Below are 21,219 nucleotides of genomic sequence, written 5' to 3' on the forward strand. Positions count from 1 at the left end.
CAGAATGTATCAAACAAAAATAACAGGCAACCGCCTTTACCACACGGTTTCGAAAGGCTACGGAGATAGTGTGACCTTATTTGGAAAAACTGATCAAGGGGAAACCCCTATGAGTTTACTGGTTATCGCCTTGTCTTCTTGTGTGACTATGTGTGTGCAGGGTTTTTACCATCGTCAATTTCAGCAAGACACACTTGCTGTTTCTGTTGAGGCTAGTTATGAGGAAGAAGTTTTTGAACTACTTGTTAGGATTGATGATGTTTTAGATGACAAAAAGAAAGCTGATTTATTGGCTTACATTGGAACTTATTGTCGTGTGAAACAACTCCTCAAACCTGAAGTTACGGTGACCATTACGTTGGAAGGACTGTCTCATGTCTGATGCTAGTTTGAAAACTTACCAAAAACAATGGGCTTATCAAAAGTATTGGGTCATGGCACACTCACAGCAGCATTACAATGCTTTAAGAGAATTGTTTAAAGGAAATCAGTGGTCAGAAGAAAAGGTGTTGACTTTTCATTGTTTGATTGAAGAAGCGCAAGCCATTCCTCCCACAGTAAAAAGCTTACGAACGGCATATCAGCATGTTTGGGGGTATTTTAAAAAGGTAGCGAGTCAGGAAGAAAAAGACCATTTCAAAGATTTGAATGCTCAGTTGGAAACTAAATCTGAGGAGATGCTATGCTTTTTACAAGAGATGACTGCTCATTATCAGCCCTCTTATCTGCTATCTTGCCGTTTGATTACCAAAGGTCCTTAAATGCTAAACAGAAAAGTAGGGATTTCTGGGAAGTTATGCTAAGCTAGTGATATAAATAAGGGGGAATGAGAGATGTTTTTAGCGCTTAATGAAATGAAACAATCCAAATTGCGGTATGGTTTGATTGCTGGTTTGCTATGTTTGGTTGCCTATTTGATGTTCTTTTTGTCAGGATTGGCCTTTGGTTTGATGCAGGAGAACCGCTCGGCGGTTGATCTTTGGAAAGCTGACAGTGTTTTACTAGCCAAGGATGCTGACGCTACCTTGACCTTATCACAGGTGTCCAGAGCTCAAGAAAATCAAATAACAGCAGACAAGGTAGCTCCTCTTGCTCAACTCAATACCGTGGCGTGGTCAGTTAAAAATCCTAAGGATGCCGACAAAGTTAAGGTTAGCCTTTTCGGGATTGATTCTAATAGCTTTATTCGTCCTAACATTGTAAAAGGTCGATTATTTAAGACTAACAAAGAGGTTGTTTTGGATCAAAGCCTTGCAAAAGAGGAAGCTTTTGCGATTGGCAAGGACTTTTACACATCGAGTTCTAGTCAAGCATTAACTATCGTTGGTTATACTCAAAATGCTAGATTTAGTGTTGCACCAGTGGTTTATATGAATTTGGAAGCTTTTGAAACATTAAAATATGGAGAACCACTACCAAAAGATAAGCAAGTTGTTAATGCTTTTATCACTAAAGGAAGTTTAACAGATTATCCTAAAAAAGACTTCCAAAAATTAGATATTAAAACCTTTATTACTAAATTACCTGGTTATAGCGCTCAACTTTTAACTTTTGGCTTTATGATTAGTTTTCTTGTCATTATTTCAGCTATTATTATTGGTATTTTTATGTATATTTTGACTATTCAAAAGGCACCTATTTTTGGGATTATGAAAGCGCAAGGAATTTCTAACAAAACGATTACGACCGCTGTGCTTATGCAGACATTCTTTTTGAGTTTTTTAGGTAGTGGTTTAGGGTTGCTAGGTACTTGGCTGACATCATTATTATTACCAACAGTAGTACCTTTTCAAAGCAATTGGTTTTTGTATTTGGCTATATTCGTTAGTATGATCTGTTTTGCTCTATTAGGCACCTTATTTTCTGTTTTTAACATTATACGAATTGATCCTTTGAAAGCAATTGGATAGGAGGTAGTGATGTCGGTTTTAACATTTAAACAAGTGACCAAAACATTTCAAGATGGTCATCACGAAATCAACGCATTAAAGGCAACTGACTTTTCCATTGAAGCTGGAGAATTTGTGGCTATTATTGGACCATCAGGTTCTGGAAAATCAACCTTTTTGACCATTGCTGGTGGCTTACAGACCCCAAGTTCTGGTCAGCTAATCATTGATGGCACTGATTATACGCATTTATCAGAAAAAGAGCGCTCACGCTTGCGCTTCAAATCCGTTGGTTTTATCTTACAAGCTTCCAATCTGATACCTTTTTTAACGGTCCAGCAGCAGTTGGAATTGGTCGATCATTTGACAGGAAGCAAAGAAAAAGCCAAAGCCAATCAGTTATTTGACGATTTAGGCATTACAGGGCTAAAACATCAGTTACCTCAAGAATTATCCGGCGGAGAAAGGCAAAGAGCGGCTATTGCCCGTGCTCTTTACCATGATCCAGCACTGATATTGGCAGACGAACCTACTGCAAGTTTGGATACTGAAAAAGCCTATGAAGTGGTCAAACTGTTGGCTAAGGAAAGTAAAGAAAAAAACAAGGCCATTATTATGGTCACTCATGATGATCGGATGCTAAAATATTGTGACAAAGTCTATCGGATGCAAGATGGAGAGTTATGTCAAGAGAGATAGTAGACTGGTAAGAGTTTATGATATTAGAAAAAAACCAAACAAGCACAGCACTTGTTTGGTTTTTTTCTAAGTGTGACTATTATCAATACGTCACCATTTCCCTAAAGCTTACTATACGGGATGCTAAAGGTATCACCATGCTCAAAGTCGCCATATTGGTAACCTCGGTCAAACCAACGTTGGCGTTGCTTAGAAGTGCCATGTGTAAAACTATCAGGAACGGTTCTGCCATAGGTTTCTTCTTGCAGAGTATCATCCCCAACTGCGTGAGCTGCTGCCATTGCTTCCTCAATATCTCCTTTTTCCAAAAGGCCTTGCCCTTGAACATAATTAGCCCAGGCACCAGCATAGTAATCAGCTTGTAATTCCAACTTGACGTTGAGCTGATTGGCTTTAGCCTTTGATTTTCCTTGTCTAGCGCTAGCGTAATTATCCATAATTCCCAATTCATTTTGGATGTGGTGGCCAACTTCATGAGCAATCACATAGGCCATAGCAAAATCACCTTTTGCGCCGTACTTGGTTGATAGTTCATTATAAAAAGAAATATCTAAATACACTTTTTGATCGCCTGGGCAATAAAAAGGACCAGAAGAGGCTTGCCCCCTGCCACAAGCGGTTTGAGTTGCTCCAGTATATAGAACTAATGTTGGTTTATGATAAGTTAACCCTTTCTCACGAAATGTCTTAGTCCAATAGTCCTCGGTAGAGGCGAAGACCTTACTGACAAAAGAAACCTGTTCTTGACTAGCCTTGTCACCATTTGTACGCGTTACTTGGCTTGATTGATAGGCATTGTTGTTGGTAGAAGAAGGCTTGCCTCCTAAAACACCAGATAGGCCACCACCTCCCATAACTAGGAGAAGGAGAAGAATAACCAGCTTGGTTTTCCAACCTCCTCGTGAAAAGAGTAATTGAAGCAGGAGACCGCCCCCTAGGTCGCCGCCCCCAAAAGAACCAGACGATTGACCACGTCTATCTTCAACCTGTTGACTTTCTCTCAAATCATCCGTTTTCATAAGTTTCTCCCATCTATTTCTTGATTTTATTATAAAATAATTCTATTAGAATTGCTATTTTTATGATGAGATTATAACTAAAAATAGGAAAAGCAATAGGTATTTGCTATAATATAACAAGGGTAGATTCAGTTTGTATAAAGGAGTCATATGAAATTAATTTACACAGAGATGAGTTACTCGATGACAGAGATTTTGGTGAATGAAGCACGAAAAGCTGCTGACCAAGGTTATCGAGTGTTCTATATTGCTCCAAATTCTCTTTCATTTGAAAAGGAAAGGGAAGTCTTAACCTTATTGCCTGAACGAGGGACTTTTTCGATAATAGTCACCCGGTTCGTTCAAATGTCAAGGTATTTTACAGTTGAGAGCTCTCCTTCTAAGCAACATCTAGATGACACGACTTTGGCTATGATTTTTTATCGGGCCTTGATGCAATTAAAACCAGAAGATTTGCCGAGTTATGGTCGTTTGCAAAATAATTCGGTTTTTATTGAACAACTAGTTGAGTTATATAAAGAATTAAAAAACGCACAATTAAGCGTACATGATTTAACAGGGTTAGACCATCCTCAAAAACAAGAAGATCTTATTAAAATTATTGAGCTTGCAGAGACGATCATGATTCAGCAAGATTATAATCAAGATAGTCCTCTACAATCTTTTGCAAGAGCAATTAAGTTAGGACTTTTAAATAACCAACTATCAAAAACAGTTGTTGTTATTGATGGTTTTTCACGTTTTTCAGCTGAAGAGGATTATTTATTATCACTTTTAAATAACAACTGTCAAGAGGTCATCATTGGCAGTTATGTGAGTCAAAAAGCTTATCAAAAATCTTTTATTAAGGGAAATATCTATGAGGCTAGCCTTCATTTTTTGCAAGATTTGGCTCAAAAATACCATATCAAGCCGGTATTTGCGACCTCTAATCAAGTGTTTAAACCAGCCTTTTCACGGCTAACACAATTATTTGAAGCAACTCATGATTTTTCACAAGTAGACTGGCAACTCCAAAAGAGTGATCTTGATCACTTTAGCCTTTGGCAATGTCATCATCAAAAAGAGGAAATTGAACATGTAGCAAAATCCATTCGGCAAAAGCTATATGAAGGTTACCGTTATAAGGATATCTTAGTGTTGCTAGGAGATATGGATGCTTATCAATTACAAATTGGGCCTATCTTTGATAAGTTTGAAATCCCCTACTATTTAGGAAAAGCAGAGCCTATGGCTGCCCATCCATTAGTCCAATTTATAGAATCGCTCGAACGAAGTCAGCGCTATAATTGGCGTCGTGAAGACATTTTAAACATGTTAAAATCAGGACTTTTTGGTTGTTTTGATGATAGTGATATTGATCGCTTTGAGGAATATACTCAGTTTGCAGATATTAAAGGATTTACTAAATTTTCAAAGCCTTTTACCATTAACTCTTCTAGGCAGTATCCTCTTGACTTTTTAAATGAAATGAGACAAGACATCGTTTTACCTTTGCAAGAATTGTTTAAGAGTCAAAAACAACTTGGTGCTTCACTTGTTGACAAATTAATACTTTTTTTAAAAAAGATTAGATTAGCTGAGAATATGCAAGGTTTAGCACAGTCCCAATTAGAGGTGGAAAAAAACGAAGAAGTTTGGAAAAGGTTTACAGATATTTTGACTTCTTTTCATCATATCTTTGGCCAAGAAAAATTACGGCTATCAGATTGCCTTGCTTTAATTAAAACGGGAATGAAATCAGCTCAGTATCGTGTTGTTCCAGCGACATTAGATGTTGTCACTATTAAATCTTATGACCTTGTTCAACCACATTCAAAACCTTTCGTTTATGCAATTGGTCTAACTCAATCACATTTTCCTAAGCAAATTCACCATTCAGGACTACTTTCTGATCAAGAGCGTGCTAGAATTAATGAAATAAGAAATTATCGTCATTTTGATATTGCTAGTGCCGAAAATAGTAAAAAAAACCATCAAACTGCGTTATCTCTGTTTAATGCTGCTACTAAGGAGTTAGTTCTTAGTGTTTCAACGGTAATCAACGAGACATTCGATGATCTATCTCCTTATCTTAAAGAATTAATAAACTTTGGGTTACCTCTTTTGGATAAAGGCAAAAACTATCTATCTTATGATAATAGCGATATTGGTAACTATAAAGCTCTCTTGTCACAAATTATTGCTATTAACCGACAAGATCTTATAGAAATGTCAGATCAAGATAAGATGTTTTGGACTGTTGTCTTACGTTATCTCAGGAAACAGTTAAGAAAGCAACAGCTAGAGCTACCTACTTCAGATTATCGTTTATCAACAAAGCCTTTGTCTAAAGAAGTTATCGAGGTATGTTTTCCAAAGGGAATCCCTTTAAAGCTATCTGCAACTGCTTTAACCGTTTTTTATAATAATCAGTACAACTATTTTTTGAAATATGTTTTGAATTTAAACAAAACAGAATCCATTCATCCAGATTCCAGAATTCATGGTCAATACTTGCATCGTGTCTTTGAGCGGTTAATGAAAGATCACACGCAAGAACCGTTTGATAATAAGTTAAAACAAGCAATCTACCATACCAATCAAGAAAGTTTTTTTCAGCAGGTTTACCAAGATAATGCCGAGGCTGAGTACAGTTTAGCTATACTAGAAGATATTGTTAGATCAACAGCACCTATCTTGCAACTTAACCAAAACATACAGGTCATTGATCAAGAAAAGAACTTTCAGCTGGATATGGGAAATGAGATATTAGTCCACGGGATCATTGATCGTATTGACCAGCTGAGCGACGGTAGCTTGGGCATTGTTGACTATAAATCAAGCGCGAATCAATTTGATATTGGGACCTTTTATAATGGGTTGAGTCCACAACTAATGACTTACCTCGCAGCCTTAAAACAGATTGCACCGCACGATATAAACCAATTATTTGGGGCTATGTACCTTCATTTGCAAGATCCTAAATTGGATCTAGTAACATTTAAACAAATTGATAACACATTAGTGGAGAGTATCTATAAAGCGTTGACCTATAAAGGTATTTTTTCAGAAGTCGAAAAAGAGCATCTATCTACTGGTGCTTACCAAACCAAAAATGCTCTTTATTCCAATGACGAATTGGAAACACTTTTAAATTATAACAAGTACCTCTATCTTAAAGCTGCTAAACACATTAAAAAGGGACATTTTTTGATTAATCCTTATACAAGCGATGGTAAGACAGTTCAAGGAGATCAATTAAAAGCCATTACCCGTTTTGAAGCAGATCTTGACATGGGACAGGCAAGGCGACTAGTGACTCTCCCTGCTAAGGAGAAAAAAGAGTGCTTTTTAACATTAATGAGAAAGGAGAGCCACTTGTGATTTCTTTTGCCCCATTTTTAAGCCCCGAAGCTATTAAACATTTGCAAGAAAACGAAAGGTGCAGAGATCAGTCTCAAAAACGCACAGCTCAACAAATTGAAGCAATTTATACTAGTGGCCAAAATATACTTGTATCAGCTTCTGCTGGTTCAGGAAAAACCTTTGTAATGGTCGAACGCATACTTGATAAAATTTTGAGAGGTGTTTCAATTGATCGGCTTTTTATCTCAACCTTTACTGTTAAAGCAGCTACAGAACTGCGTGAGCGGATTGAAAACAAATTATACTCACAAATTGCTCAAACTACAGATTTTCAAATGAAAGTTTATTTAACAGAACAATTGCAATCTCTTTGTCAAGCTGATATTGGTACTATGGATGCTTTTGCACAGAAAGTAGTAAGTCGCTATGGTTATAGCATTGGCATTTCATCCCAATTTCGTATCATGCAGGATAAAGCAGAACAAGATGTTTTAAAGCAAGAGGTGTTTAGCAAACTCTTTAATGAGTTTATGAATCAAAAAGAGGCACCGGTGTTTAGGGCTCTTGTGAAAAATTTTTCTGGTAACTGTAAAGACACTTCAGCTTTTAGAGAGTTAGTTTATACTTGTTATTCTTTTAGCCAATCGACAGAAAACCCAAAAATATGGTTGCAAGAAAATTTTCTAAGCGCTGCTAAAACTTACCAAAGACTTGAAGATATCCCGGATCATGATATTGAACTCTTACTTTTGGCAATGCAAGACACTGCAAATCAGCTAAGAGATGTGACTGATATGGAAGATTATGGGCAGCTGACTAAGGCAGGTAGCCGATCTGCTAAATACACTAAACACTTAACGATCATAGAAAAGTTGTCTGATTGGGTGCGTGATTTTAAATGTTTGTATGGAAAAGCCGGATTGGATCGGTTGATCAGAGATGTGACAGGCCTTATACCATCTGGGAATGATGTTACAGTCTCGAAGGTAAAATACCCTGTTTTTAAGACCTTGCATCAAAAATTAAAACAATTTAGGCATTTAGAAACAATTTTAATGTATCAGAAAGACTGTTTTTCCTTATTGGAACAGTTACAAGATTTTGTGCTTGCGTTTTCAGAAGCTTATTTAGCTGTCAAAATACAAGAAAGTGCTTTTGAATTTTCAGATATTGCACACTTTGCAATCAAAATTTTAGAGGAAAATACGGATATTCGCCAATCCTATCAGCAACACTATCATGAGGTGATGGTTGATGAATATCAAGATAACAATCATATGCAAGAGCGACTCCTGACCTTACTATCGAACGGTCATAATCGCTTTATGGTAGGAGATATCAAACAATCGATCTATCGATTTCGGCAAGCCGATCCTCAGATTTTTAATCAAAAGTTTAGAGACTATCAAAAAAAACCTGAGCAGGGGAAAGTGATTTTACTCAAAGAAAACTTTCGTAGCCAATCAGAGGTGTTAAATGTCAGCAATGCTGTTTTTAGTCACTTAATGGACGAATCAGTAGGAGACGTCTTATACGATGAGCAACATCAGTTAATAGCAGGTAGTCATGCTCAAACAGTCCCCTATCTAGACCGTCGTGCTCAGTTATTGCTATATAATAGCGATAAAGATGATGGCAACGCCCCTTCAGATAGTGAGGGTATTTCATTTAGTGAGGTTACAATTGTTGCCAAAGAAATTATTAAGCTTCACAATGATAAGGGTGTCCCTTTTGAAGACATTACGTTACTCGTTTCTTCAAGAACAAGAAATGATATCATTTCTCATACATTCAATCAATATGGTATTCCTATAGTAACAGATGGTGGGCAGCAAAACTATCTTAAATCTGTTGAAGTGATGGTTATGTTAGATACATTACGCACCATTAATAACCCAAGAAATGATTATGCCCTTGTGGCTTTACTGCGCTCACCGATGTTTGCCTTTGATGAGGATGATTTAGCAAGAATAGCACTTCAAAAAGACAATGAGCTAGATAAAGATTGCCTATATGACAAGATACAAAGGGCTGTGATTGGAAGAGGTGCTCATCCTGAATTGATTCACGATACCTTGCTTGGCAAGTTAAATGTTTTTTTAAAGACGTTGAAAAGCTGGCGTCGATACGCTAAGCTAGGGTCGTTGTATGACTTGATTTGGAAAATTTTTAATGATCGTTTTTATTTTGATTTTGTAGCTAGTCAAGCAAAAGCAGAACAAGCACAAGCTAATCTATACGCATTAGCTCTACGTGCTAATCAGTTTGAAAAATCGGGCTATAAAGGGCTATACCGTTTTATTAAAATGATTGATAAGGTACTTGAGACGCAAAATGACTTAGCTGATGTGGAAGTGGCTACTCCTAAACAAGCTGTTAATTTAATGACCATTCACAAGTCTAAAGGTTTACAATTTCCGTATGTATTTATCCTTAATTGTGACAAGCGCTTCTCAATGACAGATATTCATAAATCATTTATTCTGAATCGGCAGCACGGTATCGGTATCAAGTACCTTGCAGATATCAAAGGTTTACTTGGTGAAACAACACTCAATTCTGTTAAAGTAAGCATGGAAACCTTACCTTATCAATTGAACAAACAAGAGTTGCGCTTAGCAACTTTATCAGAAGAAATGCGCTTACTGTATGTTGCTATGACACGAGCTGAAAAAAAAGTTTATTTTATTGGTAAAGCTAGTAAGAGCAAAAGTCAAGAAATCACAGATCCTAAAAAGTTAGGCAAACTTTTGCCGCTGGCTTTACGAGAACAGTTATTGACATTCCAAGATTGGCTATTAGCAATAGCAGATATATTTTCAACTGAAGATCTTTATTTTGATGTTCGCTTTATTGAAGATAGTGATTTGACACAAGAGTCAGTCGGACGACTTCAAACACCACAGTTATTAAATCCAGATGATCTTAAAGATAATCGTCAATCAGAAACAATTGCACGGGCTTTAGATATGTTAGAAGCAGTGTCTCAATTGAATGCCAATTATGAAGCAGCTATTCATTTGCCAACAGTTCGAACGCCTAGCCAACTTAAGGCAACTTACGAGCCTTTATTAGAACCCATTGGTGTAGATATTATAGAGAAATCTTCTCGATCGCTATCTGATTTTACTTTGCCACATTTTTCAAAAAAAGCAAAAGTTGAAGCAAGTCATATTGGATCAGCTCTTCATCAGTTGATGCAGGTGCTCCCTTTGTCAAAACCGATAAATCAACAAACGCTTTTAGACGCTTTAAGAGGAATTGATAGTAACGAAGAGGTAAAAACAGCTCTTGATCTCAAAAAAATAGAGTCGTTCTTTTGTGATACAAGCCTAGGCCAATTTTTTCAGACTTACCAAAAACACTTGTATCGAGAAGCGCCATTTGCTATTTTAAAACTTGACCCTATCAGTCAAGAAGAGTATGTCCTACGTGGTATTATAGATGCCTACTTTTTGTTTGATGATCATATTGTATTAGTGGACTATAAAACAGATAAATACAAGCAGCCCATTGAGTTAAAAAAGCGTTACCAACAACAGTTGGAGTTATATGCAGAAGCTCTCACTCAAACGTATAAACTTCCTGTGACTAAGCGCTATCTTGTTTTAATGGGAGGTGGAAAGCCAGAAATTGTCGAAGTTTAAGGTTGTTGTGACACAAGGGTATTTTGCAAATGATAATAGTATAGTTGAGGATTTTACGAAATGCTTGAAAAGCTATTGACCTTTGAATAATAATACAATATAATAAGTTTTATTAGCGACAAAAAGGAATAAATATACTATGAATTTTAAAAAAATAAGATTTGGTTTTTTGCTTTGCCTCCTACTTTATCCTTTAGCAGCTTGTAACAAGTCTGAACAACTTAATCACTACGAAAGAATTAAAAAAACAAGAAAATTAGTCGTTGCTGTAAGCCCTGATTATGCTCCTTTTGAATTTAAAGCTTTAGTTAATGGAAAAGATACTATTGTTGGAGCAGATGTTCAATTAGCTCAGGCTATTGCTGATGAATTAGACGTTGATCTTGAGCTTTCACCAATGAGTTTTGATAATGTTTTGTCTAGTTTACAGACTGGTAAAGCTGATCTTGCTATTTCAGGAATCTCACATACTAAAGAAAGAGCTAAAGTATATGATTTTTCAATTCCTTACTATCAGGCAGAAAACGCTATAGTGATGAGAGCATCTGATGCTAAAGTGACCAAAAATATTAGTGACCTAAACGGTAAGAAAGTAGCCGCTCAAAAAGGTAGTATCGAGGAAGGTTTAGTTAAAATACAATTACCAAAGGCCAATCTGATTTCTTTGACTGCTATGGGAGAAGCCATTAATGAACTAAAAGCAGGACAAGTCTATGCAGTTACCTTAGAAGCACCTGTAGCTGCTGGTTTTTTAGCCCAACATAAGGATCTGGCTTTAGCACCCTTTAGCTTAAAAACCAGTGATGGAGATGCCAAAGCAGTGGCCCTTCCTAAAAATAGTGGAGACTTAACCAAAGCCGTTAATAAGGTTATTGCTAAGTTAGATGAGCAAGAACGGTACAAGTCATTTATTGCAGAGACAATAGCACTAACGAAAAATACTATGAAGTAATAAGGTTAATAAAAACTTTATTAGTATCCGTTGGAAAAGTGTTTGGAATAAACAATAAAAGAGGTTTGACTTTTTTAAAAAAATAATGTAATATAATTGGGAACGTGAAAATGTTACAATATCTTGAGGAGGTGAAACACATGTCAAAAACAGTAGTACGTAAGAATGAATCTCTTGACGATGCTCTTCGTCGCTTCAAACGTTCTGTTACTAAAGCTGGTACTCTTCAAGAATCACGTAAACGTGAATTCTACGAAAAACCTTCTGTAAAACGTAAACGTAAATCAGAAGCAGCTCGCAAACGTAAAAAATTCTAATGGATAAAAAATAAAACAGTTCTCACAATTAGAACTGTTTTTATTTTTTATCCAGAAGAAGCAAGGGAGCTTTTTTGATATCAAAAAAAGTAGTTAGACATGCCTAACTACTTTATCAAAAATCGCTTTATTTTTGAGCCAACAAATCACGGATTTCTGTCAATAATTCTTCTTGAGTAGGAGCTGCAGCTTCTTTTTCCTTTTTAGGCATAGCTTTTTCAGCGGCTTTTACAACAAAGAAAAGACTGGTACCGATGATAAGAAAATTAATAACGGCTCCTAAAAAGCTACCATATTTAACACCATTCCATGACAATTGAGTGATGTTTTCAACATTTGCAGCTTTCAAAGCTGGGTTTAAAATAAGCGGTGTGATAATATCGTTCACAAAAGAAGTGACAATAGCACCAAAAGCTCCCCCGATGATAACTGCTACAGCAAGTTCAATAATGTTTCCTCTAAACAAAAATGCTTTTAATTCTTTAACCATTAAACATTCCCCCTTTTTAATATCTCTAAGTTAAGCATAGCATAATTAGTAAACAAAATCCAATGGAATCACTTCAGTTTTTAAATTTACAAAAAAGAGTTTCGGTGGTATAATAAAACGTAAAACTAAAATGGGATTTTTATGGGGAGGTGACGATTTGGCAATTGACAAAGAAATGATTTCCCAAGTAAAAAATAGCGTTAATATTGTCGATGTCATTGGAGAAGTGGTCAAACTTTCCCGATCAGGGCGGCATTATCTCGGGCTTTGCCCATTTCATAAGGAAAAGACACCCTCTTTTAATGTTGTTGAAGACAGACAATTTTTTCACTGCTTTGGCTGTGGAAAATCAGGGGATGTTTTTAAATTTATTGAGGAATACCGCCAAGTCCCCTTCTTAGAAAGTGTTCAGATTATTGCCGATAAGACTGGTATGTCGCTTAATATACCGCCAAGTCAGGCAGTACTTGCTAGCCAACACAAGCACCCTAATCACGCTTTGATGACACTTCATGAGGATGCTGCTAAATTTTACCATGCAGTTTTGATGACCACTACCATTGGTCAAGAAGCTAGGAAGTACCTTTACCAGAGAGGCTTGGATGACCAATTAATTGAGCATTTCAATATTGGTTTAGCCCCAGATGAGTCAGATTATCTTTATCAAGCTCTTTCTAAAAAATACGAGGAAGGTCAATTGGTTGCTTCAGGATTGTTTCACTTGTCCGATCAATCCAATACCATTTACGACGCCTTTCGAAATCGTATCATGTTTCCCTTATCAGATGACCGAGGGCATATTATTGCCTTTTCAGGACGTATCTGGACGGCAGCTGATATGGAAAAGAGACAGGCAAAGTATAAAAATTCAAGAGGAACAGTTCTTTTTAACAAATCTTATGAATTGTATCATCTGGACAAGGCAAGGCCTGTTATTGCCAAAACCCATGAAGTGTTTCTAATGGAAGGGTTTATGGACGTGATTGCCGCTTACCGTTCCGGCTATGAAAATGCTGTTGCTTCAATGGGGACGGCATTGACTCAAGAACATGTCAATCACCTTAAGCAAGTCACTAAAAAAGTTGTTTTGATTTATGATGGTGACGATGCTGGACAACATGCTATTGCAAAATCACTAGAATTGCTTAAAGATTTTGTTGTCGAAATTGTCAGAATCCCCAATAAAATGGATCCTGACGAATTTGTACAACGGCATTCCCCAGAAGCATTTGCAGATTTGCTTAAGCAGTCACGGATCAGTAGTGTTGAATTTTTTATTGATTACCTAAAACCTACTAATGTAGACAATTTGCAATCACAAATTGTTTATGTGGAGAAAATGGCACCATTGATTGCTCAATCACCATCCATCACAGCTCAACATTCGTATATTAACAAGATTGCTGATTTGTTGCCAAACTTTGACTATTTTCAAGTAGAACAATCAGTAAATGCATTAAGGATTCAAGATAGGCAAAAACATCAAGGTCAAATAGCTCAAGCCGTCAGCAATCTTGTGACCTTACCAATGCCAAAAAGTTTGACAGCTATTGCTAAGACAGAAAGTCATCTCATGCATCGGCTCTTACATCATGACTATTTATTAAATGAATTTCGACATCGTGATGATTTTTATTTTGATACCTCTACCTTAGAATTACTTTATCAACGGCTGAAGCAACAAGGACACATTACATCTTATGATTTGTCAGAGATGTCAGAGGAAGTTAACCGTGCTTATTACAATGTTTTAGAAGAAAACCTTCCCAAAGAAGTAGCTCTTGGTGAGATTGATGATATTTTATCCAAACGTGCCAAACTTTTAGCAGAGCGCGATCTTCACAAACAAGGGAAAAAAGTTAGAGAATCTAGTAACAAAGGCGATCATCAAGCGGCTCTAGAAGTACTAGAACATTTTATTGCGCAGAAACGAAAAATGGAATAGAGGAAATTATGACAAAACAAAAAGAAATAACAACTTTTAACGTTCAAGTTGCGGAGTTTATTCGCCATCACAAAAAAGAAGGAACAGCGATTGATGATGACGTGACCGAAAAACTTGTCATTCCATTTGCTTTGGATGCTGATCAGATTGATGACTTACTTGAGCGGTTAACAGATGGTGGTATCTCGATTACGGATAAAGAAGGTAACCCATCATCAAAATACATTGTTGAAGAACCAAAACCAGAAGAATTAACTGATGAAGAATTAATTGGTAGTAATTCAGCTAAAGTAAACGACCCTGTCCGCATGTACCTCAAAGAAATTGGTGTGGTACCGCTTTTAACAAGTGAAGAGGAAAAAGAATTGGCTGTTGCGGTTGCCAAGGGAGATTTAATGGCTAAACAACGTTTAGCGGAAGCAAACCTTCGTCTTGTTGTCTCAATTGCAAAACGTTATGTTGGACGTGGAATGCAATTTCTTGATTTAATTCAAGAAGGTAACATGGGACTCATGAAAGCTGTTGATAAATTTGATTATTCAAAAGGATTCAAATTCTCAACTTATGCAACATGGTGGATTCGTCAAGCTATAACACGCGCAATTGCAGATCAAGCACGTACGATTCGTATCCCTGTTCATATGGTTGAAACCATTAATAAATTGGTTCGTGAACAACGTAACCTTCTTCAAGAACTTGGTCAAGATCCAACGCCAGAACAAATCGCAGAACGTATGGAAATGACTCCAGACAAGGTTCGTGAAATTCTAAAAATTGCTCAAGAACCTGTTTCTTTAGAAACACCAATTGGGGAAGAAGATGATAGTCACTTAGGTGATTTTATCGAAGATGAAGTTATTGAAAATCCAGTAGATTATACGACGCGTGTTGTTCTTCGTGAGCAATTGGATGAAGTTTTAGATACGCTTACTGACCGTGAAGAGAACGTTCTTCGCCTACGCTTTGGCCTTGACGATGGTAAAATGCGTACGTTAGAGGACGTAGGTAAAGTCTTTAATGTTACTCGTGAGCGCATTCGACAGATTGAAGCTAAAGCCCTTAGAAAACTTCGCCATCCTAGTCGTAGTAAACAATTAAGAGACTTTATAGAGGACTAAAATCGTCCAGTGGACGATTTTAGGTCGTTCCTTTGAAATAAGAAAGGAGCGAAAATCCTAAGTGGCACTTATCAGCGGTACACCTACAAATTAGAAATCGGACCGAATGTGGTGGGTATTTTTAAGGGTAGACTTGATATCTTAAACAAGCCCAGAAGGCAATTCCTCTAAATAGGCAAAGCTTTAGTGGTTTTTTTACTTATCTACGACATATTCAAAAAATGAAAGGAAAGCCATGTCTGATACACCAAAATATACACAAGATCAGGTGATAGCTATCAAGAATAGAATTCTTGAAGCTTTAGAAACTGTTATTGATCCCGAGCTAGGTATTGATGTTGTTAATCTAGGCTTGATTTATGAAATTCGGTTTAATGATAACGGTTATACAGAGATTGATATGACACTCACAACAATGGGTTGTCCTTTGGCAGACTTGTTGACAGATTACATCCATGATGCCCTGCAAGATGTGCCAGAAGTCACTAAGACTGAGGTCAAATTAGTCTGGTACCCTGCTTGGACGGTTGATAAAATGAGCCGCTATGCTAGGATTGCGCTGGGTATTCGCTAATCATTGATAGTAAAGGGATGAAATATTCCCTTTTTTGATGTAGAATAAAAGGAAATACAGGTGAAAGCCTTTGGTTAATGTTAGAGAACACTAAGATACTGAGAAAAGTGTTCTACCTATGGCAAAAAGGAGAACTGATGATTTTAATTACAGGAAGCAATGGTCAATTAGGGACAGAACTTCGATACTTATTAGATGAACGAGGTGTTGATTATGTAGCCGTTGATGTCGCAGAAATGGACATCACAAATGAAGACAAAGTCGAAGCTGTTTTTGCGCAGGTCAAGCCAACATTGGTCTATCATTGTGCTGCTTATACGGCAGTTGATGCAGCAGAAGACGAAGGAAAAGCCTTGAATGAGGCTATTAATGTAACAGGCTCAGAAAATATTGCCAAGGCTTGTGGAAAATATGGGGCTACCCTTGTTTACATTTCAACAGACTACGTATTTGATGGCAATAAACCAGTCGGTCAAGAATGGGTAGAAACAGATCATCCAGACCCTAAGACAGAATATGGCCGTACAAAACGTTTAGGAGAACTAGCTGTTGAACGATACGCAGAGCATTTTTATATTATCCGTACTGCTTGGGTATTTGGAAATTATGGTAAAAACTTTGTCTTTACCATGGAGCAGTTAGCAGAAAATCACTCCCGTTTGACTGTTGTCAATGACCAACACGGTCGGCCAACGTGGACAAGGACCTTGGCAGAATTCATGTGTTATTTGACAGAGAATCAAAAAGCCTTTGGTTACTATCACTTGTCAAATGATGCTAAGGAAGACACCACTTGGTATGATTTTGCCAAAGAAATCTTAAAAGACAAGGCTGTTGAAGTGGTGCCAGTTGATTCATCAGCTTTCCCAGCAAAAGCCAAACGTCCTTTAAATTCAACCATGAATCTTGATAAGGCAAAAGCAACAGGGTTTGTTATTCCAACATGGCAAGAAGCCTTGAAGGCATTTTACCAACAAGGACTGAAAAAGTAAGTATTCTAAAAAGAGTTGGCTTTCTAAGGCCAACTCTTTTTCATGGGTTTAAGGTCGCATTAGCCTTCTAATTGTGGTATAATATCACTGATTATATTTTAGAATGGGGTAGTATGCAATGCAGGATGTTTTTATCATTGGTAGCAGAGGGTTACCAGCGAAATACGGTGGCTTTGAAACCTTTGTCGAAGAGTTGATTAGTCATCAATCATCTAAAAACATTCGTTATCATGTTGCTTGTTTAAGCGATACGAAGCATAAGGTTCATTTTGATTATAAGGGGGCAGATTGCTTTTACCTTAATCCCCCAAAACTTGGTCCTGCTAGAGTTATTGCTTATGATATGATGGCAATTACCTATGCCCTGTCTTATAGCGACCAACACCAGATTCAGAACCCTATTTTTTATGTGTTGGGCAATACTGTAGGCGCTTTTATTGCGCCATTTGTGAAGCAGATTCACAATCGAGGTGGACGCTTTTTTATCAATCCAGACGGGTTAGAGTGGAAACGGTCTAAATGGTCAAGACCAGTGCAGGCCTACCTGAAGTTTTCCGAAAAGCAAATGACTAGACAGGCTGATTTGGTCATTTCAGATAATATTGGCATTGACCGCTACCTTAAACAAGTTTATCCTTGGTCTAAAACATGTTTTATTGCTTATGGAACGCAGACACAACCTTCACGTTTGGCAACAGCAGATAGCAAGGTCAGAGCTTATTTTCAAACCTTTGATATTAGAGAAAAGGATTACTATCTCATTTTAGGACGCTTTGTTCCTGAAAATAATTACGAAACCGCTATTAAAGAATTTATGGCTTCCTCAACTAAGCGTGATTTAGTGATTATTTGTAATCATGAAGGCAATGCTTACTTTAAGCAATTACTTGCTGAGACAGAGTGTGATAAAGACCCACGCATTAAATTTGTTGGTACCCTTTATGACAAAGAACTATTAGCCTACATTCGAGAACAGGCTTATGCCTATATCCATGGTCATGAGGTAGGAGGGACTAATCCAGGCCTTCTAGAAGCACTAGCCCATACCAATCTTAATTTGGTTTTAGGAGTTGATTTTAACCAGTCGGTGGCTAAGTCTGCTGCGCTTTATTGGACCAAGCAAAAAGGGCAATTAGCAGAGCTGATTAACCAAGTTGATGCAGGTTTTGATAGTGATCATCTGGGCAAAGAAGCCAAAGCTATTATTCAAGAACATTACACTTGGGAAAAAATTGTAGGGGAGTACGAGGCTTTATTTTTAAATGAACATTAATATTTTACTATCCACCTACAATGGAGAACGCTTCTTAGCAGAACAAATTCAAAGTATCCAAAGGCAAACAGTTAACGACTGGACCTTATTGATTAGAGATGATGGTTCAACTGATGGCACCCAGGATATTATTCGCACATTTGTCAAGGAAGACAAACGAATTCAGTGGATCAATGAGGGGCAGACAGAAAATCTGGGAGTTATTAAGAATTTTTACACCCTCTTAAAGCACCAAAAAGCAGATGTCTATTTTTTCAGTGACCAAGATGATATATGGTTAGACAATAAACTGGAAGTGACCTTATTGGAGGCTCAAAAACATGAAATGACAGCTCCTTTATTGGTTTATACAGACCTCAAAGTGGTAACCCAACATTTAGCTGTTTGCCATGACAGTATGATTAAGACCCAATCTGGTCATGCAAACACAAGCCTACTTCAAGAATTAACCGAAAATACCGTAACAGGCGGCACAATGATGATTACTCATGCTCTGGCTGAGGAATGGACCACTTGTGACGGTTTATTGATGCATGACTGGTATTTAGCTTTACTAGCTTCTGCTATTGGGAAATTAGTTTACCTTGATATTCCAACAGAATTATACCGTCAGCACGATGCTAACGTGTTGGGAGCTAGAACTTGGTCTAAACGCATGAAAAATTGGTTAACCCCCCATCATTTAGTCAACAAATATTGGTGGTTGATTACTTCAAGCCAAAAACAGGCTCAATTACTATTAGATTTACCATTAAAACCAAATGACCATGAATTGGTAACGGCCTATGTTTCTTTATTGGATATGCCTTTTACCAAACGCTTAGCTACCTTGAAAAGGTACGGTTTTAGAAAAAATCGCATCTTTCACACCTTTATTTTTCGTAGTTTAGTTGTTACCTTATTTGGTTACAGGAGAAAGTAAGAATGAATTTTTTAACAAAGAAAAACCGTATTTTACTGAGAGAAATGGTAAAAACGGATTTTAAATTACGCTATCAAGGGAGCGCAATTGGCTATCTATGGTCTATCTTAAAACCGCTTATGATGTTTACGATTATGTACTTGGTATTTATTCGTTTTCTTCGCCTGGGTGGAAATGTACCTCATTTTCCAGTAGCGCTTTTATTGGCAAATGTCATCTGGTCTTTTTTTTCAGAAGCAACTAGCATGGGAATGGTATCTATTGTATCTCGGGGAGACTTGTTGCGAAAATTGAACTTTTCTAAGCACATCATTGTTTTTTCGGCAGTGTTAGGAGCTTTAATTAATTTTCTTATTAATTTGGTTGTTGTTTTAATTTTTGCGTTGATAAATGGTGTGACTATATCAGGGTATGCTTATCTCTCTCTTTTTCTTTTTATAGAATTAGTTGTTTTAGTGCTTGGAATTGCATTGTTATTGTCGAATGTCTTTGTTTATTATCGTGACTTAGCTCAAGTCTGGGAAGTACTATTACAAGCAGGTATGTATGCCACTCCAATCATTTATCCGATCACTTTTGTTTTAGATAGCCACCCTTTGGCGGCAAAGTTGTTGATGCTAAATCCAGTAGCACAAATGATTCAAGATTTTCGTTATTTATTGATTGACAGGGCCAACGTAACGATTTGGCAGATGTCAACCAATTGGTTTTACATTGTTATTCCATATTTAGTACCATTTGTTATATTATTTATTGGCATCTTTGTCTTTAAGAAAAATGCCGATAGATTTGCGGAGATTATTTAATGATTAATAGAGAAATTGCAGTAAAAGTACAGCATGTTAGTAAAACGTTTAAACTGCCTACAGAAGCAACTAAAAGTTTTCGCACGACTCTGGTTAATCGCCTAAGAGGGATTAAAGGATTTACTGAACAACATGTGCTAAAAGATATTAACTTTGATGTTTATAAAGGCGATTTTTTTGGAATTGTTGGGCGTAACGGCTCAGGAAAATCAACGCTCCTTAAAATTATTTCCCAGATCTATGTTCCAGAAAAAGGGCAGGTTACAGTAGATGGGAAGATGGTTTCTTTTATAGAGCTTGGAGTGGGATTCAATCCAGAATTAACAGGACGAGAAAACGTCTATATGAACGGCGCCATGCTGGGATTTACCAAAGACGAAGTTGATGATATGTACAATGATATTGTTGATTTTGCAGAGTTGCATCATTTTATGAATCAAAAATTAAAAAATTATTCTTCTGGCATGCAGGTACGTTTAGCATTTTCAGTGGCTATTAAAGCCCAAGGTGACGTTCTTATTTTAGATGAGGTGCTTGCTGTAGGAGATGAAGCTTTTCAGCGAAAATGTAATGATTATTTTATGGAAAGAAAAGACAGTGGTAAGACGACTATTTTAGTGACACATGATATGGGAGCTGTTAAGAAGTATTGTAACCGTGCAGTTCTTATTGAAGATGGTCTTGTTAAAGCATATGGAGAACCATTTGATGTTGCTAATCAGTATAGTGTAGATAATACAGAGACAGCTGAGGATGCAATGAATGCTGAAAAAATATCTGTATCTGATATTGCCAAAGATTTGAAAGTGTCATTAATCTCAAATCCAAGAATAACACCAAATGACACAATCACATTTGAAGTTTCTTATGAAGTTTTAAAAGATGATTTTACCTACATTGCCTTTTCTTTAACGGATATTGATAGAAACATTTGGGTTTACAACGACAATTCTTTAGATTATCCAACACAAGGTATAGGTAGAAAATGCATTTCCTACCAATGTCAACTATCTCAACTTAATGATATAAAACTAAAATTAGAAGTAACTGTCCGAGATAAGAACGGTCAGATGCTACTCTTTTCAACAGCAGAACAATCACCCCAGATAGTGATTCAAAGAAACGATATTGATCAAGATGATCTGTCAGCTCTAGATTCAGCAAGTGGCTTGTATCAACGTAATGGGAAGTGGGTTTTTCATTAATGAGTAATAGCTAGAAGGGAATT

18 protein-coding genes are annotated in these 21,219 nt (G+C 36.9%); 16 read left to right on the top strand and 2 right to left on the bottom strand.

All coding sequences use genetic code 11. From position 1 onward, the window contains the following. The first annotated feature begins 4 nt into the window (after positions 1–4). The 4 genes from B6D67_RS03385 (at position 5) to B6D67_RS03400 (ending at position 2,588) form a co-directional block, all read left to right on the top strand. Positions 5–382 carry an OsmC family protein gene (locus tag B6D67_RS03385; protein WP_002993028.1) on the top strand — a complete coding sequence of 126 codons (378 nt, stop codon included), beginning with the start codon at positions 5–7 and terminating at the stop codon, positions 380–382. Then, positions 375–761 carry a YbgA family protein gene (locus B6D67_RS03390; protein ID WP_029713997.1) on the top strand — a complete coding sequence of 129 codons (387 nt, stop codon included), beginning with the start codon at positions 375–377 and terminating at the stop codon, positions 759–761. The genes B6D67_RS03385 and B6D67_RS03390 overlap by 8 nt, the downstream gene beginning before the upstream one ends. Before the next feature lie 72 nt (positions 762–833). After that, positions 834–1,910, top strand: a complete 1,077-nt coding sequence (locus tag B6D67_RS03395) for an FtsX-like permease family protein (protein ID WP_010922123.1) — start codon at positions 834–836, stop codon at positions 1,908–1,910. A gap of 9 nt (positions 1,911–1,919) precedes the next feature. Then, complete coding sequence (locus B6D67_RS03400; RefSeq protein ID WP_011285473.1) at positions 1,920–2,588, top strand: ABC transporter ATP-binding protein; 669 nt, start codon at positions 1,920–1,922, stop codon at positions 2,586–2,588. A gap of 101 nt (positions 2,589–2,689) precedes the next feature. On the opposite strand, the gene ypfJ is transcribed toward B6D67_RS03400, so the two are convergent. Further along, complete coding sequence (gene ypfJ, locus B6D67_RS03405; RefSeq protein WP_029713996.1) at positions 2,690–3,607, bottom strand: KPN_02809 family neutral zinc metallopeptidase; 918 nt, start codon at positions 3,605–3,607, stop codon at positions 2,690–2,692. A 150-nt stretch (positions 3,608–3,757) separates the two neighbouring features. On the opposite strand from ypfJ, the gene rexB reads away from it, so the two are divergent. The 4 genes from rexB (at position 3,758) to rpsU (ending at position 11,871) form a co-directional block, all read left to right on the top strand. Further along, positions 3,758–6,973, top strand: a complete 3,216-nt coding sequence (gene rexB, locus B6D67_RS03410) for an ATP-dependent nuclease subunit B (protein WP_010922126.1) — start codon at positions 3,758–3,760, stop codon at positions 6,971–6,973. Beyond that, positions 6,970–10,602, top strand: coding sequence for a helicase-exonuclease AddAB subunit AddA (addA, locus tag B6D67_RS03415; RefSeq protein ID WP_032459868.1), 3,633 nt, complete (start codon positions 6,970–6,972; stop codon positions 10,600–10,602). The genes rexB and addA overlap by 4 nt, the downstream gene beginning before the upstream one ends. Before the next feature lie 139 nt (positions 10,603–10,741). Next, positions 10,742–11,554, top strand: coding sequence for a transporter substrate-binding domain-containing protein (locus tag B6D67_RS03420; RefSeq protein WP_002990394.1), 813 nt, complete (start codon positions 10,742–10,744; stop codon positions 11,552–11,554). Positions 11,555–11,694: 140 nt separating this feature from the next. Beyond that, positions 11,695–11,871 (top strand): 30S ribosomal protein S21, encoded by a 177-nt coding sequence (rpsU, locus tag B6D67_RS03425; protein ID WP_000048058.1) that lies wholly within the window; start codon positions 11,695–11,697, stop codon positions 11,869–11,871. 127 nt (positions 11,872–11,998) lie between these two features. Here rpsU and mscL read toward each other — a convergent pair whose 3' ends face one another. Continuing rightward, positions 11,999–12,361, bottom strand: a complete 363-nt coding sequence (gene mscL, locus B6D67_RS03430) for a large conductance mechanosensitive channel protein MscL (RefSeq protein ID WP_002990299.1) — start codon at positions 12,359–12,361, stop codon at positions 11,999–12,001. Positions 12,362–12,491: 130 nt separating this feature from the next. On the opposite strand from mscL, the gene dnaG reads away from it, so the two are divergent. From dnaG to B6D67_RS03470, 8 genes are all read left to right on the top strand, one after another. Beyond that, positions 12,492–14,306 (top strand): DNA primase, encoded by a 1,815-nt coding sequence (gene dnaG, locus B6D67_RS03435; protein WP_010922128.1) that lies wholly within the window; start codon positions 12,492–12,494, stop codon positions 14,304–14,306. Between the two features lie 8 nt (positions 14,307–14,314). Continuing rightward, the gene (gene rpoD / locus B6D67_RS03440) at positions 14,315–15,424 is read left to right on the top strand and encodes an RNA polymerase sigma factor RpoD (protein ID WP_002985187.1); all 1,110 of its coding nucleotides are present in this window, start codon (positions 14,315–14,317) and stop codon (positions 15,422–15,424) included. A gap of 235 nt (positions 15,425–15,659) precedes the next feature. Next, positions 15,660–15,998: a metal-sulfur cluster assembly factor gene (locus B6D67_RS03445; RefSeq protein ID WP_002990295.1), complete on the top strand. Its 339-nt coding sequence runs from the start codon at positions 15,660–15,662 to the stop codon at positions 15,996–15,998. 137 nt (positions 15,999–16,135) lie between these two features. Continuing rightward, positions 16,136–16,990, top strand: a complete 855-nt coding sequence (gene rfbD / locus B6D67_RS03450; protein WP_010922129.1) for a dTDP-4-dehydrorhamnose reductase — start codon at positions 16,136–16,138, stop codon at positions 16,988–16,990. A 118-nt stretch (positions 16,991–17,108) separates the two neighbouring features. Continuing rightward, positions 17,109–18,263, top strand: a complete 1,155-nt coding sequence (cps2T, locus tag B6D67_RS03455) for a beta 1-4 rhamnosyltransferase Cps2T (protein WP_010922130.1) — start codon at positions 17,109–17,111, stop codon at positions 18,261–18,263. Continuing rightward, positions 18,253–19,185 (top strand): glycosyltransferase family 2 protein, encoded by a 933-nt coding sequence (locus B6D67_RS03460; RefSeq protein WP_010922131.1) that lies wholly within the window; start codon positions 18,253–18,255, stop codon positions 19,183–19,185. The genes cps2T and B6D67_RS03460 overlap by 11 nt, the downstream gene beginning before the upstream one ends. 2 nt (positions 19,186–19,187) lie before the next feature. Further along, positions 19,188–19,991, top strand: a complete 804-nt coding sequence (locus B6D67_RS03465; RefSeq protein WP_002985178.1) for an ABC transporter permease — start codon at positions 19,188–19,190, stop codon at positions 19,989–19,991. Next, the gene (locus B6D67_RS03470; RefSeq protein ID WP_002985176.1) at positions 19,991–21,196 is read left to right on the top strand and encodes an ABC transporter ATP-binding protein; all 1,206 of its coding nucleotides are present in this window, start codon (positions 19,991–19,993) and stop codon (positions 21,194–21,196) included. Before B6D67_RS03465 ends, B6D67_RS03470 begins: the two co-directional genes overlap by 1 nt. The last annotated feature ends 23 nt before the right edge of the window (positions 21,197–21,219 follow it).

It is taken from the genome of Streptococcus pyogenes (assembly GCF_002055535.1).
Classification (GTDB): Bacteria; Bacillota; Bacilli; order Lactobacillales; family Streptococcaceae; genus Streptococcus; species Streptococcus pyogenes.

Excerpts from the sequence above, each read along its gene's own strand:
- B6D67_RS03385 (WP_002993028.1), top strand. The coding sequence starts at position 5 with ATGTATCAAACAAAAATAACAGGCAACCGCCTTTACCACACGGTTTCG.
- B6D67_RS03470 (WP_002985176.1), top strand. The coding sequence starts at position 19,991 with ATGATTAATAGAGAAATTGCAGTAAAAGTACAGCATGTTAGTAAAACG.
- rpoD (WP_002985187.1), top strand. The coding sequence starts at position 14,315 with ATGACAAAACAAAAAGAAATAACAACTTTTAACGTTCAAGTTGCGGAG.
- B6D67_RS03460 (WP_010922131.1), top strand. The coding sequence starts at position 18,253 with ATGAACATTAATATTTTACTATCCACCTACAATGGAGAACGCTTCTTA.
- rpsU (WP_000048058.1), top strand. The coding sequence starts at position 11,695 with ATGTCAAAAACAGTAGTACGTAAGAATGAATCTCTTGACGATGCTCTT.
- rfbD (WP_010922129.1), top strand. The coding sequence starts at position 16,136 with ATGATTTTAATTACAGGAAGCAATGGTCAATTAGGGACAGAACTTCGA.
- cps2T (WP_010922130.1), top strand. The coding sequence starts at position 17,109 with ATGCAGGATGTTTTTATCATTGGTAGCAGAGGGTTACCAGCGAAATAC.
- B6D67_RS03420 (WP_002990394.1), top strand. The coding sequence starts at position 10,742 with ATGAATTTTAAAAAAATAAGATTTGGTTTTTTGCTTTGCCTCCTACTT.
- B6D67_RS03390 (WP_029713997.1), top strand. The coding sequence starts at position 375 with ATGTCTGATGCTAGTTTGAAAACTTACCAAAAACAATGGGCTTATCAA.
- B6D67_RS03465 (WP_002985178.1), top strand. The coding sequence starts at position 19,188 with ATGAATTTTTTAACAAAGAAAAACCGTATTTTACTGAGAGAAATGGTA.
- mscL (WP_002990299.1), bottom strand. The coding sequence starts at position 12,361 with ATGGTTAAAGAATTAAAAGCATTTTTGTTTAGAGGAAACATTATTGAA.
- rexB (WP_010922126.1), top strand. The coding sequence starts at position 3,758 with ATGAAATTAATTTACACAGAGATGAGTTACTCGATGACAGAGATTTTG.
- B6D67_RS03400 (WP_011285473.1), top strand. The coding sequence starts at position 1,920 with ATGTCGGTTTTAACATTTAAACAAGTGACCAAAACATTTCAAGATGGT.
- B6D67_RS03445 (WP_002990295.1), top strand. The coding sequence starts at position 15,660 with ATGTCTGATACACCAAAATATACACAAGATCAGGTGATAGCTATCAAG.
- B6D67_RS03395 (WP_010922123.1), top strand. The coding sequence starts at position 834 with ATGTTTTTAGCGCTTAATGAAATGAAACAATCCAAATTGCGGTATGGT.
- dnaG (WP_010922128.1), top strand. The coding sequence starts at position 12,492 with ATGGGATTTTTATGGGGAGGTGACGATTTGGCAATTGACAAAGAAATG.
- ypfJ (WP_029713996.1), bottom strand. The coding sequence starts at position 3,607 with ATGAAAACGGATGATTTGAGAGAAAGTCAACAGGTTGAAGATAGACGT.